Raw genomic sequence first — 15,765 nt, 5'->3', positions numbered from 1 at the left:
TTAGCCTTACATCTTCTCCAAATAAGGTACAAGAACAAGCTTCATTGCGTTCTTGATTACCTGGAGTGTACAGTCTGCAAGGTAAAGGCGGGCACCGGCAAGCTGCTTGTTTTCTTCTGCGGCAGAAACAATAGGACAATTCTGATAGAACTTACTGAAGAGTTTTGCAGTTTCATAAACATAAGCAGCAACAGCACTTGGGTCAAGATTTTCTGCTGCCTTTGCAATTACAGCAGGATAATCTCCCAGCTGCTTAATCAAAGCCCATTCATCTTCACTGGTAAGAAGTGCAACAGCAGCGTCGCTTGTATCTTCTGCAAGACCGCTATCTGCAGCCTTAGCAAGAATAGAATTGATGCGGGCACCCATGTACTGAAGGTATGGACCTGTGTTTCCGTTGAAGCTGAGTGATTCTGCCGGATTAAAGAGCATATCCTTAATTGGAGTTGCCTGCAGCATATAATAGTGAAGAGCACCAAGAGCAACCTTTTCTGCAACTTCGTCTGCATCTCCTACTTCGCCGTCGCGGCCACGCTCTTTGATTGCGGCAAGTGCATCTGCGTGAAGTGAATCTACAAGGTCATCTGCATCAACTACAGTACCTTCGCGGCTCTTCATACGGCCACTTGGAAGATTTACAAGACCATAGCTGAGGTGATAGAGCTTATCTGCCCAGTCAAAGCCAAGCTTCTTAAGGATGTGGAAGAGAATCTTAAAGTGATAATTCTGTTCGCTTGCAACAACGTAAACCAGCTGATTAAAAGCCCAGTCGTCGTGGCGGCTGATTGCAGTTCCGATATCCTGTGTGATATATACAGAAGTTCCGTCCTTGCGGAGAAGAACCTTTTCGTGGTTGTCTTCGTCTTTACCCTTGCCTACTACATCGGTTACATCGATGCGCACAGAGCCGTCTTCTGCCTTAAAGAAAACGCCCTTTTCAAGGCCCTTCATAATCTCGTCTTTTCCCTTAAGGTAAGTTTCGCTTTCAAAGTAGTATTTATCAAAGCTGATTCCAGTGCGCTCGTAAGTTGCCTTTACACCATCAAAAGTCCAGCCGTTCATCTTTTCCCAGAGGGCGCGGACTTCAGGATCGCCTGCTTCCCACTTAATCAGCATATCTTCTGCCATCTGGTTTGCTTCAGGATGTGCAGTTTCAGGCTTGTCTTTTTCGCCCTTGAGATATTTATCAAATTCAACGTAGCATTGGCCGACAAAGTGGTCACCCTTCATACCAAGGCTTTCAGGAGTGTCGCCCTTTGCTTCGTGAAAGAGTTTATAAGCCAGCATAGACTTACAGATGTGAACACCGCGGTTATTGATCAGGTCTACCTTGTAAACATCCGCACCGGCAGCCTTAAGAATGCGGCTTACAGACTCACCAAGGGCATCGTTGCGCACGTGACCAAGGTGAAGAGGCTTGTTTGTATTTGGAGAAGAAAATTCTATCATTACACGGCGGCCAGCCAGAGGCTTTTTACCCTCGCTGTTTACAGAACCGTAGTTATCGCCCTGCTCTTTTACAGCCTTGAGAATTGGAGCAGCCGCACCAGACTTATCCAGTTTTACGTTTACGTAAGGGCCAACAGCAATAAATTCACCAAGTGATTTGTCTGTGATTTTTGCAGCAACTCCCGCTGCAATCTGAGGAGGTGCCATACGGAGAGCCTTTGCAAAAGCGAACATAGGAGCGCCCAGGTCTCCCATTTCCGGATTAGGCGCATTCTGAACAACAATGCTTTCAGGGGCAACAGCCTCTGCATCTGGATTCTTTTCTTTTATAAACTCATTCAAAGCCGCTGCAATAATAGTGCGGCAAGTCTCTTTTGCGTCTGCCATATAGAACCTCGTTTTATGTGGATACAAAAAAAAAGGACTCTGGAACAACCAGAATCCTTTTACTGAGCTACACTGGATTCGAACCAGTGACCCACGCCTTAAAAGGGCGTTGCTCTACCTACTGAGCTAGTAGCCCATCCATTCTTGCGAATGTTTTAATAATATAAAGATTTTTCTAAGTATTGTCAATAGGAGAGCCTTGATTTTTATTAAAAATTATAAACAAAAGAAAAGCCGGCTGGTGTTAAAGAAGCCTGACCTGTCTTTGATTTTCTTTCAAACTTGCCATAGAAGGTTTTTGAATGCATATAAGGCACAGCAAAACCTACTGCAGTACCAATCAATGCTCCGACAAAAACATCTGTAAAGAAATGATTTCCACTTGCCATTCTTAAACCACCGGTAATTGCCGCCATACCAAAGGAAATTCCTGCTACAGCATACTTCCACTTTGAATTAGGAAAGCACTGGCAGAATACCATTGTTGTAAAAGCAGCACCGGCAAAGGCAAATGTTGTATGTCCGGAAGGGAAAGAGCAGTTCCAGTCTCCGTCCTCGAGTTTGTCTTCCGGGTAATCATCAAAATACATGTAAGGGCGGGCACGGTAAACTAAAAGTTTCGTCCATTCCTTAATTCCATTTGCCAGAAGCAAAGTTTCTGCATACATTGTACCTATTGTGAGCCACTCGCTGCTGGGCATTATTGCAAAAATGGCAGGTGCCGCAAGCATAAGCGCTGTTGTTCCTGTTCCCGCAATATGAAGAGGCTTACTATAAGGGTTCATGAAAATCTGGTCAAAGGTTGGAATATCACTTTTTTTCCAGTCATCCGGATTATATTCATTTTTCTTAAAATCAATAAATTTATCGCAAACTAAAGCTGAGCCTGACAGAACCGCGCCAAGACCAAGCTGAATTCCTTCATTTACAGGATTGAGAGAAAATGGCTGAACATAATCTAAATTCTGGGCAAAAAGACCGGAGCCGGCTCCCATGCCAGCCGCACTAAACAAAACAAGTAATGCAGCAAAGCGGCGGCAGATACCGTGGCGAAGTTTATTATAAAATGTCATATTTTTAGTTTTCCTTATTTTGTTTCATTATATCCAAAAAATCTTTTTTTGGAATAGGACGTGAAAAATAGAAGCCCTGAAGATAATCGCAGCCAGAGGCAGTCAGCCATTCTGCCTGCTCAGGAGTTTCAACACCTTCTGCAAGAACTGTCATTCCAATTTCCTTAATCATTTTGATTGTAGCCGCAAGTGCCTTCTCTGCCCTCTTGTCGGTAAAGGCTGCCCAGACAATGTACTTATCAATCTTAATCATCTTAAAAGGCAGGTTCAGCATATAACTCATATTTGAATATCCCGAGCCATAATCATCCAGAGAAAGCTCAAATCCGGCATCCGAAAGATCCTGCATATTTTTAAGGAGGATTTCCGGAGTATGGGCAGCAGCCGTCTCGGTAATCTCCAGATTTATAATTGAAGTTGGAATCTGATAAATGCTCTGAATTTTCAGAATCTGTTCGGCAAGAATCTCCTGCATACACTGGGCAACAGAAAGGTTTATGTCGATTTTTTTGATGCCATATTCTTCTATATTAATCTGAGACAAAGCAAGACAAACCGACTCAAAAACATATTCACCAATACGGAGAATGGCACCTGTTTTTTCGGCAATCGGAATAAAATCTTCCGGTGAAATAAAATGTCCCTGCTCATCCTTAAGGCGAATTAAAGCCTCGGCGCCAATCAGCTTCTTTTCCGCAGTAGACCATATCGGCTGATAGAATACATCAAAACGGTTTTCTGTAAGACCGTTTCGCAAACAATGTTCTATATAAATGGTTCGGCGGCGATACTTCAAATCAATTTCGCTGGCAAAGACAACACTCTGACGGTAACGCTCATCAGTCGAAATCATATTGATTATATCCATTATCTCTTCCGGACTCTCTGCATCCTTAGGACAATCAATAATACACAGGCGAATATAAAGCTTGAGTTCTACATTTTCGCGGATCCAGGTGCCCTGAAAGCGGCTGTTAAGAATTGTAAGAGTTTTATTGATAGTGTCTTCATCTGCATCTTTTAAGATAATACAGAAGCAGCCCTGCTGACGACTGAAGACATTTGCATATGAAAAATTCTGCTTAAGAAAAGTTCCAACATCTGTAAGAAAAGCATTCAGCTGCAGAATACCGAAGGTGTTGGCAATAAACACTGTATCATCAATATAAATCGTAAGGCAGGTAAATTTATGACCTACGGCAAGATTATAGCGCAGCATCCTTTGCAGGGCAGAATGATTCAGCGTTTCGGTAGAGGCATCCATCATCTCTTCCGGTTTTTGAATAAAGAAGAAATAAACCAGAGTAACAAGGGCCATACCAAAGGATTCTATCAAAAGACCGTTATTAAAAAGCTGTAAAAGTGCCGTGCTGGAAATAGTAACCAGGAAGAAATAAATTATCTGCCTTTTTGTTTTTGGAATATGACGACGATGAGCAATTATGATTATGAAAGAAAATAGAATATAAAAAGCCTTAATTGCACAAAAACCGTAAAACCATAAATCACTTCCACGTTGGTATCCATTAAGAGGATCTATTGTAAAAAGCAAAGTATAGCGGCCGTCTAAAGCCCAGGAAAGCCAGATTACTACCAGAAAGATAAAATATGGAAGCAGCAGGCTGAGCTTAAATATACTGATTGCACGCTTATTAAGTTTTCCATAAATATCAAAAGCCGAAAGATTATATATTGCAAAAAGGATTCCAAAGGTTACATTGAAAGTAAAATAAAGACAATTAACAATATAAAGCGGCGTAACAGAAATATTACTTCTTTCGCATTCCATATATACGGCACTCAATTCTGTTATATTATTCATTGTTACAACAGTGAGGATTATAAGGAATATTATATTCTGGAAGGTTGGCAGACTTCTCTTTTGAAAGTAGAAAAAAATTATGACAGCTTCAATGAATAGGGCCGCAACGGCATACTGATAAATCTGTGGCAAAAAAAGTCCTTAAGGTAATCAGCAACTGGCGATTACTTCTAACAAATTATTATAATCTACAAATTTGGAGCGGTCAAACTTTTTAGGGCAGCAAAACCGTCATTGCGAGCGCAGCGAAGCAATCAATTAATAACCCCATATTGAGAAAGCCCCTGCTTTTATCTATAATATCACCATGGCTTACAAAATATTTATTGATGGAAAAGAAGGCACAACTGGCCTTAAGATTTTTGAGCGTTTTGAAAAGCGCAATGATATTGAAATTATTACAATTGATGAAGACAAGCGTAAAGACCCGGTAGAAAAGGCAAAAATGATTAATGCCTCGGATTTTACCTTCCTCTGTCTGCCGGATACGGCCGCAATTGAGTCTGCAGGGCTTTGCACAAATCTTAAAACAAGAATTATTGATGCTTCTACAGCACACCGTACAAATCCTGACTGGGCTTACGGTTTCCCGGAGCTTGGAAAAGAGTTCCGTTCGAAAATTGAGGGATCTAACCGCGTTGCAGTGCCGGGCTGTTATGCATCGGGCTCTATCGCAATCTGCTACCCTCTTGTAAAGAGCGGTATAATGCCATCTGATTACCCTGTAGTGATTCACGCAGTAAGCGGATACTCTGGAGCAGGAAAAAAGGCTATTGCCCAGTATGAAGATCCATCGCGAAATCCGGAGCTTGACTCCCCTCGCCTTTATGCCTTGACTCAGCAGCATAAGCACCTGCCTGAAATTAAGAAAATAAGTGGCCTGGACTTTGAGCCTGTTTTTAATCCATATGTTTGTGATTACTTCCAGGGTATGACGGTAACGGTTGGTTTGCATGCACGTCTGCTGGCAAAAAAAGTTACTGCACATGACGTGTGGGAAATGTTTGCCGCTCACTACCAGGGCTGCCGCTTTGTTCAGGTTGCGGGCTTTATGGGAGAAGGCGTGCTGCCAGAACAGTTTATTCCTGCAAACACTCTGGCCGGTACAAATAATATGCAGGTATTTGTATACGGAAACGACGATCGCATTATGATTACAACCCGCTTCGACAACCTTGGTAAAGGTGCCAGCGGTGCTGCCGTTCAGTGCATGAACATCATGATGGGTATTGATGAGGGCATAGGATTATGAAATACTGCAGTCTAACTTTCGACGACGGCCCAAACTTTGCCGGCGACAACACAATGAACAGAATGCTGGATATTCTGGAAAAACATGGCGTTGTTGCATCCTTCTTTTTGATTGCAAATAAAATCTCTGATGAAAACACTGCAGTTATTGAGCGCGCAGTGAAAATGGGCTGCGACATCGAAAATCATACCTGGAGCCATCCGGATATGACAAAGCTTACTCGTGAAGAGATGATTGAAGAATACAACAAGTGCGACGAAGCAATCATTAAGATTACAGGCAAGAAACCTGTTTTGTTCCGCCCTCCTTACATCTGTGTAAATGATTTGATGCACGAGGTAATTCATGTACCTTTTATCTGCGGCCACGGCTGCGAAGACTGGGTAAAAGAGCGCACTGCCGACGAACGCTACAAACTGATGATGGACAATGTTCAGGACGGCGTTATGTACCTGCTTCACGTGGATGATGGTAACGAAAATACACTTAAACTTGTTGACCGCGCCATTCCGGTTCTTAAGGAACAGGGCTTTGAGTTTGTTACTGCACCGAAATTGTTTGAACTCAAGGGTGTACCAATGAAAGACAACGGCCAGAACTGGACGGTAGTGTAAACCTGCAAATCCCCAGAATCGGGGATTTTTTTATTGAATTTATTCTGATTAAATAGTATAAATATACAAAGGGAATGTATATTTATGCAAAATGAAATTAAATTTATAGACGGCGGTGTTTGTGCTCCTCTGGGCTTCACCGCAAACGGAATGCTCTGCCACATTAAGGCAAGCAGAACTAAGAATGATACTGCACTTGTTTATTCTGAGGTTCCTTGTAATGCGGCCGGTGTTTTTACTCAGAACCGCGTGAAGGCTGAAAGTGTAAAGCTGACTCAGAAACACCTTGCAGACGGCAAGGCGCAGGCTCTTATTGCAATTTCCGGCAACGCTAACTGCTGTACCGGAGCTCAGGGAGCTGAGAACGCTCTTCGTATGGCTAAGGCTGCGGCCGGCCAGCTTGGCATTAAGGCTGAGGACGTGATTGTTTATTCTACAGGCGTTATCGGTGCCCAGCTTGATGTTACTAAGGTTGAAAATAATGCTGCAGCCCTCGCTAAGGGGCTTTCCCGCGAAGGCAACAAAGAAGCCCGCATTGCAATCATGACAACTGATACTCAGTTTAAGGAATGCGCTGTTGAGTTTACTGTGGGCGGAAAGCTCTGCCGCATGGGCACTATGTGTAAGGGCTCGGGCATGATTCATATTAATATGGGAACCATGCTTTCCATGATTACTACTGACTGCGCAATCAGCTCGGAGATGTTGAGCAAGGCTCTTCACGAATCTATTTTGGGAACTTATAACTGCGTATCAGTTGATGGCGACACTTCTACTAACGACTCGCTATGTATTCTTGCAAATGGTCTGGCTGGAAACGCAGAAATCACTGCGACCGGCCCAGACTACGACGCTTTCCTTGCTGCACTCAACAAAATGAATACTGTAATGGCAAAGAAGATTGCTGCCGACGGTGAAGGCGCTACCCGCCTCGTTGAATGTAACGTTCGCGGAGCTAAGTCGGTTGAAGCGGCTCGCGGTCTTGCTAAGGAAATCATTTGTTCCAGTTTGGTTAAGGCTGCAATGTTTGGCAGTGATGCTAACTTTGGCCGCTTCCTCTGTGCTATGGGTTACAGCGGAATTGAGTTTGACCCGGACAAGACCAGCATCTGGTTTACAAGCAACAAGGGCGCTAAACGCTATTTTGAAAATTATGATGACTTCGAGGTTCACGGCAGTGACAGCGTTCAGGTTTACAAGGACGGAGTTCCTCTGGACTTTGACGAGGACCTCGCTAAGCAGATTATGAGTCAGGAAGCAGTTGAGATTCTCGTTCAGTGCGGCGACGGAGACGCCTCTGGTACTGCATGGGGCTGCGACCTCACTTATGATTATGTTAAGATAAACGGAGATTACAGGACATAATCAAAGAAACTGATTTGCCGATAATATAAGAGTGGAATTAAATATGACTACAACAGAAATGCAGGAATTAACTACAGAACAATGGTCAGAAGTACTGGTTCAGTCTCTGCCCTATTTTAAACAGTGGTGCGGTAAGGTTGTCGTAGTAAAATACGGCGGAAACGCAATGCTCAACGAAGAGCTCAAAGAAGCTGTAATGGATGATATTGTCCTTCTGAGCACAATTGGAATTAAGGTTGTACTTGTACACGGCGGTGGCCCTGAAATCAATCATATGCTGGAGCGCGTTGGTAAAGAAAGCAAATTTATTGACGGACTCCGCTACACAGATGCAGAAACCATGGAAATTGTTCAGATGGTTTTGACTGGTAAACTCAACAAGGACATTGTTGGTATTCTTTTGCATAAAGGCGGTAAGGCTGTTGGTCTTTCCGGTGTTGACGCAGGCCTTCTCCGCGCTGTAAAAACCGAAAAGGATCTTGGCTTTGTTGGTGATGTAACTGAGGTAAATCCAGAAATTCTTATTTCTCTTCTTGACAAGGGCTTTATTCCGGTTGTTTCAACTGTAGCTCTTGGAGAAGACGGAGACAATGCCCGCTACAATATTAATGCTGATACTGCAGCGGCTAAGATTGCAGTCGCACTTCACGCTGAAAAATTTGTTCAACTTACAAATGTTGCAGGAATTCTCCGCAACATTGATGACCCGAGCACACTCATCAAGAGAATTGAAAGAACTGCTATCGGTTCCCTTAAGGCAACTGGTGTTATCGGCGGTGGTATGATTCCAAAAATCGATTGCTGTGAAACTGCCCTTAAGGGTGGAGTTCCACGCACTCATATCATCGACGGCCGTGTGCCACATTCTCTGCTAATCGAAATGTTTAGCGATAGAGGTATAGGAACTATGATATATTAATCGCAAGTTTGCGTAGCAAACTTGGTAGTAAAATTGCGTAAGCAATTTTACGTAGAACGATGATTTATTAAATCTCTTTCACCAGTTCCTTACACAACATCACAAGATTATAGCGGATGCCCTTTCGCTTATCCCAGGAACGGGTATCCCACTCATCCTGCGAAACGTCGTCGCCTCCGTAGATAATTGCGCCGTAGTCAAAATTGCGGTACTGGGCAATTGCAATACAGCCGGCCTGCTCCATCTCTACAATTTTTGCTCCTTCGGCCTTGCGCTGTTCAACAAGAGCACGGGTCTCACGGAACATTGCATCTGTAGTCCAGGTAAGACCAGTGAGATATGAGATTTGATGCTGGTCCAGATATGAAGTAATTTTCTTTGTGATGTTCTTGTCTGTATAAATATAGCGGGAAGGCTCTATATAGCGGTAAGAAAAACCTTCATCGCGGATTGCCCCTTCTACTACAAGCAGCTGACCTACTTTGATATTCTTGTCGAGAACTCCGCCGCCACCGCAGAAGATAACCTTCTTTACGCCGCAAGCCGCAAAAAACTCAAGGTTACCTGCACAGGCCGGGCACCCAACATAACCAAGGGTAATAAGAATTTCCGGCTGCTCTTTAAAGCGATAAACATAAACAGGATTTTCACCACTGATTTCGCGCTCAAGTTCCAGCTGATTATTTTCCATCAGATTTTTCATTACATCCGGGAAAAAAGTAATAATCAATTTGTCGGAAGAGAAAGGCTCGAGGTTCCATTTAAATGGATTTACAACGGCATCCTTGTCATCATCAAACTCTAAAACTGGATAATCATTTTTTCTTATCATGTTATACCTCCGGAAATTTTATATTCCGCAAACATAACATTATTTTGAAAATCTTACAATCTTGTCGGCTACAGCTTCGGCCTCGGCGATATCGTGGGTTACCATAATGGCGGTAAAGCCCATAGTCTTCTGCCATTCGCGGATTTGCTTGGCAAGGCGCTGGCGCAAGTCTGCATCGAGGGCCGACAAGGGTTCGTCTAAGAGAACGAGTTTTGGCTGGGTGATGAGGGTGCGGGCAAGAGCCACTCTCTGGCGCTCACCCCCACTGAGGGTTTGAGGCATGCGGCGGTCAAAATCTTCGAGACCGAACTCAGGAAGAAAGGCAGAAGCACGGGCAAGTGCTTCTTTCTTTTTCATGCCTTGGGAAATGAGTCCATAGGCCACATTGTTTACTACGTTCATATGATTAAAGAGAGCACCACTCTGAAAAACCATACCAACTCCGCGAAGGCGGGGTGGCAGCTTTTCAATCCGCTGTCCGTCGAGTTCTATTTCCAGTTGAGTCTGGTAGTCCGGGTCATTTTTTTCAAGACCGGAAATTATATTGAGGACTGTAGATTTTCCGCAGCCACTTGGGCCTAGCAGACAGGTCATAGTACCTTTTTCGCATTCAAGAGAAAAATCTACGGTTACAGACTCCCAGGTTTTATGAATATTCTTTACGGTAAAATAGCTCATTTTTTCTTCCTTATTTTTTCCCCAGCATGAAAATCAGCATGCTTAAAAGGGCCACTATACCACCGCAGGCACAGGCCTGACCAAAGCGATAGGCTCCGGCCAGCTTGTAAGTATACAAGGCTAGCGTATCAAAATTGTGAATTGAAAGTACCAGAGGCATTGTCGCATCACCAAGACTTATTGCAAAACAATAGGCAAAGGCTGATATTAAAACCGGGCGGCAGGCTGGAAGATAGATTCTTACCACACTGTCAAAGCATCCGCGCGACAAAAGACGGGCTGCAGCATCTGTCTCATAAGTAATTCTGTTAATTCCGTTTTGAATCTGCCGGTAAGCAATTGGCCAGTAAAGAGCCGTCTCCAGTACAACAAGCAGTGCAGGACTTCCCCTGTGAAAAATCATAGTAGCGCCCCAGGAAATTACGACTGAGGAAATCGCCATAGGAAGGACAGGGATAGTCTGAAGAAGAACGTTGGCCTGGCGGCGAGCCAGCTTTACTGCCACCGAATAAGCAAAGCCAAGAAGTGTACAGGCTGCGCCGGTAGCCACTCCGCACTTTACAGAGTTAGCACAAGCCTTCCAAAAGCCCCGGGCCCCAAGAACTTTTCCAAAATTCCCCGCTCCGTTTATAAAAACCGACAGCAAAGGAAAAATCAAAAATATCAAAATCAAAAACACAAGCGGCACAAAGGCTACGGCCGAGCCGCGAATCCGCCTTCTCACCACCGGCACATAATCAACGCCACTCGAAGCAGTCTGACTTCTGCGGGCCATAAAGCTGTAAGCAAGCACAATGCCAAAAGCTGTCACTGTCTCCAGCAGGGCAAGCTTTGCTCCCGCTCCAATATCCAGAGTTGTTCTGATTGAATGATAGATTTCTACTTCGAGAGTGGAACGTCCCACCGGAGAAAAAAGCAGGACAATCATAAAGCTGAAGTAGCAGAAAAGGAAAACCGGAATGCAGGCAGCGCCGATTGCACCCGAAAGCTGACGCAGGGTAACAGTGCGAAGGATGCGCGCTTCGCCCGCCCCAAGCAGTCTCGCTGCATTTTCCTGCTCGCGGGGCAGGCGTTCCCAGGCCTCACTCACAATTCCCGTAATAAAGGGAACATTGTAAAAGCCCTGGGCAATCACAATGCCCGCAGTACTATATAGAAAAGAAAACTCCGTTCCAAAGAGGCGGTTTACAAAGCCGTTCATTCCCCAGAAGCTTACATAGCCGAGGGCAACAATAAGGGAAGGCACGCAAAGTGAAACCGCCGAAAAAGACAGGAGCAGACGGCGGCCGGGAAAACGCCTGCGGGCTGTAAAGTAAGCCGCGGGAATGCCGGCCGCCGCCGCGATTAGTGTTGAGAAAAGCGCAATTTCGAGGGTGTAAAGGTAAATTTGGAACATACAGAAATCAACAATACGTCATTGCGAGGAGCGTCAGCGACGTGGCAATCCATTGCAATAGATTGCTTCGCTGCGCTCGCAATGACGGGACACTTTATGTTTATTTCAAAATCTCCGGCATCTCAATTGTGTCGTAGCATGCCGGCAGTTTTACATTTTTGTTTGAAGGATACATCCACTGAGTTGTCGGAATCACATTCTGAGCATCCTCACTGATGAGGAACTCAATAAACTTCTTTGCACCTTCAGGGTTCTTAGCACCCTTTACAAGGCCGGCACCTTCAACCTGCATAACGTGACCATCTGTAAAAGTCAGAGCCTTAAACTGGTCGCCCTCGCCATATTCAATATGATAAGCAGGACTTGTTGTATAGCTGATTACGAGAGGAGCCTCTCCGTCTGTAAACATACCGTAGCCAACAGACCAGCCCGGAGCCATAGTCAAAATAGAAGGAGTAAGGCGCTTCATATAATCAGCTGCCTTCTTGCCGTAAACCTTATTAACCCAGGTTTCAAAGCCAAGGCCAGGAGTACTTGTGCGGGCATCCATCAAGATAAGCTTCTTTTTGTAGATGTCTTTTGTAAGGTCTTCGAGACACTTTGGTGCTTCAACACCAGATTTTGAATTCCAGATGATTGCAAAAGGACTGTAATCATAAGGAGTCATAAGCCAGTTTCCGCCGAGAGCTTCTTCAAGTCCTTCGTCAAGCACAGTTGCATTAGCAGGCTTAAAGCTTTCGAATACGCCGCTCTTTGCTGCCTTTTCTGTAAGGTTGTTATCAAGGCCTAACAAAACATCAGCATAAGGATCATTCTTTTCGAGCTGAGCCTTAGAAAGAATCTGAACACCGTCGCCACAGTCAATGAAGGTAACCTTCATGCCAGTCTTTTCTTCAAAGCGCTTTGCAATTTCAGGACCAGAGCCCCATTCACCGCAGAAAGAATCGTAAGTGTAAACGATTACTTCATTAAGACGAGCTGCATCAGCTTTTGTTGATTTTTTGGATTTTTTACTTCCCGCAAAGAGAGAGCAAACCATAAGAATTGATAAAACGATGAGAGTATGAACTTTTTTCATACCTACCTCCGCCGGTATTATCCGGATCAGGTTCTAAGGGTATAATCTCAGGCGGCCCCGACAACGTCGCAAAACCGCCACCCCCGGTACAGTGATTGGACTGTATTTTTAATTCAGATTAAATTACAGATATTTTTTGATAGCGTCAAGCAGTTCCGAGTATTCAGTAAATGCAGGATACTGCGGATACTCTTTAATGATTTTTTCAGTTGAGCGGAAGAGGAAGCCAGCCTTAGAAGCTTCAATCATTCCAAGGTCATTAAAGCTGTCACCAGATGCAATAGTTTCAAAACCGATAGACTGAAGAGCCTTAACAGTTGTGAGCTTGCTCTTATCGCAGCGCATCTTGTAGCCGGTAATTTCGCCCGAATCAGAAACAATCAGTTCGTTACAGAAGATTGTAGGCTGTCCAAGTTTTTCCATAAGAGGAGCCGCAAACTGGCTGAAGGTGTCACTCAAAATAATAGTCTGGCAGCAGGAACGAAGTTCATCGAGGAACTTTTTTGCCCCGGGAAGAGGTTCAATTTTTTTGATTGTATCCTGTATTTCTTTAAGACCGAGTCCGTGCTCTTTAAGAATCCCGATTCGATATTTCATCAGCTTGTCATAATCAGGCTCGTCGCGGGTTGTGCGGCGCAATTCAGGAATTCCAACAGTATCAGCAAAAGCAATCCAGATTTCCGGAACCAGAACACCTTCAAGGTCAAGACAGGTAATAATCATTTTTCTTCCTCTCGTTTTTTATTATAGTAAGTAAAATACCTTATTTATAGAAAATTATCAAGGAATTAAAAAAAGGAGGGGGAAGTCTCCCCCTCGCTCGCACTTCGTTGCTCGCTACCCTCTCACCTAGGGACTCCGCCCCTAAAACCCCACTTTAGATTTTAACCACCTTTGACTTTAGATTTTTACCACTCTTGACTTTAGATTTTTACCATCTTAATAATCTAAATCTCGGAGACATCACCTGCACCATCAACGGCATTCAGTATGTAAGCTGGCATGATTGGGATAGTTTGATATAACTTACCAGCCTGCAAATACAGACTGGTTATATAGTTTAATCGCTAGCACATAGCACTGCGATGCTATTGTGCTGAATAGACTGCTACTGTCCAGCCTTCAGGTATGCCAGACGTATTATCAGTTGTACTTGTTGCCCAACTTGTCATTGACGCAGCTTTCGTGAATGTACCTGTCGAAGCAACACCACACAACCACTCTTCTGTACAATTATATGCAGAAATATTTGTAGCCAAACAAGTGACAGATGATAAATTAGTACAGCCATAGAACATTCCCCAATAGCAACCACTTACTAGCGTAGTTGACAGAAGAACTGGCGCGCTCGTTAATCCTGTACATCCATAGAACATTTGGTAATAACAAAGAATAGTCAGCGTAGTCGCAGGAAGTACTGGTGCGGTTGTAAATCCTGTGCAACCATAGAACATTTGTTCATAGCAATAATCTGACAACGTAGTAGCTGGAAGAGTCGGCGCAGTTGTCAATCCTGTGCAACCATAGAACATTGAGGCATAGCAAAAATCTGTCAGCGTAGTAGCAGGAAGCACTGGCGCAGTTGTCAATCCTGTACAGCCATAGAACATACCACTGTAGCAATTAACTGATAGCGTAGTCGCAGGAAGTACAGGTGCGCTTGTCAATCCTGTACAGCCATAGAACATTTGGCTATAGCAAGAACCTGCCAATGTAGTAGCAGGAAGAGCTGGCGCACTCGTTAATCCTGTACAACCATAAAACATACCGCCGTAGCAGTAATCTGCCAGTGTTGTCGCAGGAAGTGTAGGCGCACTTGTCAACCCTGTACAGTCATAGAACATTTCCATATAGCAAATATCTTTCAGCGTCGTTGCAGGAAGAGACGGTGCGCTTGTCAATCCTGTGCAGCCATAAAACATTTGGTAATAACATTCTTTTGCCAACGTAGTAGCAGGAAGAGACGGCGTTCTTGTCAATCCTTTACAACCTTGGAACATTCTGTAATAGCAACCTTCTGCCAGTGTCGTCACAGGAAGCACAAGTGCCTTTTGCGCATGATTTTTTATATGAGTATTTGTAGAAATGTTTGCGGAATAATCGTGATAATAGAATAATTCTGCAAATGCATATTCTGTACTAATTAACGTAGTATTTTTAAAGTTAGATGAACTCAAAAGGCTCATAACATTACCGTAAACGTAGCAGTCACTGCTACAACTAATGTTAAACAATATCATTGTAAGCGTATCTAAATCATATATATTCTCCGAGCCGTCTGCATAAAACGCGACTTTGTCGCCAGCAGCAACAGTAATCGTGTTCGCGTTTGCAGTTACGCTCACAAAATCGCCGCCGTTTTTCTTATACTTAAGCGTAGACCACGGATTTTCCAGCGTAATCGTACCGGCCGCAATAGCCTCAAGCGTCAGCGGCGTTTCCTGCATAGTTGGTTCAGCTGGTGGCGTTTGTTCAGCTGGTGGCGTTTGTTCAGCTGGTGAGTCTCCCCCACTTGAATTTGAACAGCCGATTATACTTACAGCAAAGACTGCTGCAAATAAAGCAAATAAAAGTTTTTTCATTATTTATTCCTCCAAATTGAATTATTTTTAAATATAGACACCTTGCGCAGACATATAATGCCTGAGCAAGGGTAACCTTCCGGGTGAGTTAGATTTTGTATATTTTCTGTGATTTGCGTTAGTATGACGCAACAATTGCGAATTGCGAATTGCGAATTGCGAATTGCGAATTGCGAATTGCGAATTGTTTCATGAAGAGAGTTTTTATGTCAAGCAAGTGTAATATATTTTTCATTGTATAATAGTAAAATTATACCACAGAATCAGCCAACCGTGGATTTTTTTTCAGAAAAACTTCCTTTTTTGCAACAAGTCAAA

13 protein-coding genes, 1 tRNA gene and 1 riboswitch are annotated in these 15,765 nt (G+C 43.8%); of the genes, 4 read left to right on the top strand and 10 right to left on the bottom strand.

Going from position 1 to position 15,765, the window contains the following annotated elements; translation table 11 throughout:
• Nucleotides 1-6: 6 nt before the first annotated feature.
• From argS to G626_RS0102390, 4 genes are all read right to left on the bottom strand, one after another.
• Nucleotides 7-1,836: an arginine--tRNA ligase gene (argS, locus tag G626_RS0102405; RefSeq protein ID WP_022931199.1), complete on the bottom strand. Its 1,830-nt coding sequence runs from the start codon at nt 1,834-1,836 to the stop codon at nt 7-9.
• 63 nt (nt 1,837-1,899) lie between these two features.
• Nucleotides 1,900-1,972 (bottom strand) — tRNA-Lys (locus G626_RS0102400).
• Nucleotides 1,973-2,045: 73 nt separating this feature from the next.
• Nucleotides 2,046-2,909: a phosphatase PAP2 family protein gene (locus tag G626_RS17155; RefSeq protein ID WP_022931198.1), complete on the bottom strand. Its 864-nt coding sequence runs from the start codon at nt 2,907-2,909 to the stop codon at nt 2,046-2,048.
• A gap of 4 nt (nt 2,910-2,913) precedes the next feature.
• Complete coding sequence (locus G626_RS0102390; protein ID WP_022931197.1) at nt 2,914-4,863, bottom strand: EAL domain-containing protein; 1,950 nt, start codon at nt 4,861-4,863, stop codon at nt 2,914-2,916.
• Nucleotides 4,864-5,038: 175 nt separating this feature from the next.
• On the opposite strand from G626_RS0102390, the gene argC reads away from it, so the two are divergent.
• The 4 genes from argC (at nt 5,039) to argB (ending at nt 8,881) form a co-directional block, all read left to right on the top strand.
• Complete coding sequence (gene argC / locus G626_RS0102385; RefSeq protein ID WP_022931196.1) at nt 5,039-5,983, top strand: N-acetyl-gamma-glutamyl-phosphate reductase; 945 nt, start codon at nt 5,039-5,041, stop codon at nt 5,981-5,983.
• Nucleotides 5,980-6,597, top strand: a complete 618-nt coding sequence (locus G626_RS0102380; RefSeq protein WP_022931195.1) for a polysaccharide deacetylase family protein — start codon at nt 5,980-5,982, stop codon at nt 6,595-6,597. Before argC ends, G626_RS0102380 begins: the two co-directional genes overlap by 4 nt.
• Before the next feature lie 84 nt (nt 6,598-6,681).
• Nucleotides 6,682-7,962 (top strand): bifunctional glutamate N-acetyltransferase/amino-acid acetyltransferase ArgJ, encoded by a 1,281-nt coding sequence (gene argJ, locus G626_RS0102375; RefSeq protein ID WP_022931194.1) that lies wholly within the window; start codon nt 6,682-6,684, stop codon nt 7,960-7,962.
• 43 nt (nt 7,963-8,005) lie between these two features.
• Complete coding sequence (gene argB / locus G626_RS0102370) at nt 8,006-8,881, top strand: acetylglutamate kinase (RefSeq protein ID WP_022931193.1); 876 nt, start codon at nt 8,006-8,008, stop codon at nt 8,879-8,881.
• 67 nt (nt 8,882-8,948) lie between these two features.
• Here argB and G626_RS0102365 read toward each other — a convergent pair whose 3' ends face one another.
• The 6 genes from G626_RS0102365 to G626_RS17150 all read right to left on the bottom strand — a co-directional run bounded on the left by G626_RS0102365 (nt 8,949) and on the right by G626_RS17150 (nt 15,447).
• Entirely contained in the window at nt 8,949-9,713 is a 765-nt protein-coding gene (locus G626_RS0102365) for a nucleoside phosphorylase (protein ID WP_022931192.1), read from the bottom strand.
• A 39-nt stretch (nt 9,714-9,752) separates the two neighbouring features.
• On the bottom strand, nt 9,753-10,391 hold the full coding sequence (locus tag G626_RS0102360) for an ABC transporter ATP-binding protein (protein WP_022931191.1): 639 nt from the start codon (nt 10,389-10,391) through the stop codon (nt 9,753-9,755).
• 10 nt (nt 10,392-10,401) lie between these two features.
• Nucleotides 10,402-11,787, bottom strand: coding sequence for an ABC transporter permease (locus G626_RS15100; protein WP_022931190.1), 1,386 nt, complete (start codon nt 11,785-11,787; stop codon nt 10,402-10,404).
• A 100-nt stretch (nt 11,788-11,887) separates the two neighbouring features.
• The gene (locus G626_RS15095) at nt 11,888-12,865 is read right to left on the bottom strand and encodes a thiamine ABC transporter substrate-binding protein (RefSeq protein WP_022931189.1); all 978 of its coding nucleotides are present in this window, start codon (nt 12,863-12,865) and stop codon (nt 11,888-11,890) included.
• Nucleotides 12,852-12,960: riboswitch (TPP riboswitch) on the bottom strand. (Overlaps the previous gene by 14 nt.)
• A gap of 28 nt (nt 12,961-12,988) precedes the next feature.
• Nucleotides 12,989-13,588, bottom strand: coding sequence for a bifunctional phosphoserine phosphatase/homoserine phosphotransferase ThrH (thrH, locus tag G626_RS0102345; RefSeq protein WP_022931188.1), 600 nt, complete (start codon nt 13,586-13,588; stop codon nt 12,989-12,991).
• A gap of 365 nt (nt 13,589-13,953) precedes the next feature.
• On the bottom strand, nt 13,954-15,447 hold the full coding sequence (locus G626_RS17150) for a leucine-rich repeat protein (protein WP_022931187.1): 1,494 nt from the start codon (nt 15,445-15,447) through the stop codon (nt 13,954-13,956).
• Between the last annotated feature and the right edge of the window lie 318 nt (nt 15,448-15,765).

The sequence above is a fragment of the Treponema bryantii NK4A124 genome (assembly GCF_000421345.1).
Classification (GTDB): Bacteria; Spirochaetota; Spirochaetia; order Treponematales; family Treponemataceae; genus Treponema_D; species Treponema_D bryantii_B.
Note: the sequence above shows the minus strand (reverse complement) of the source record. Positions and strands in the feature narration are given on the sequence as shown.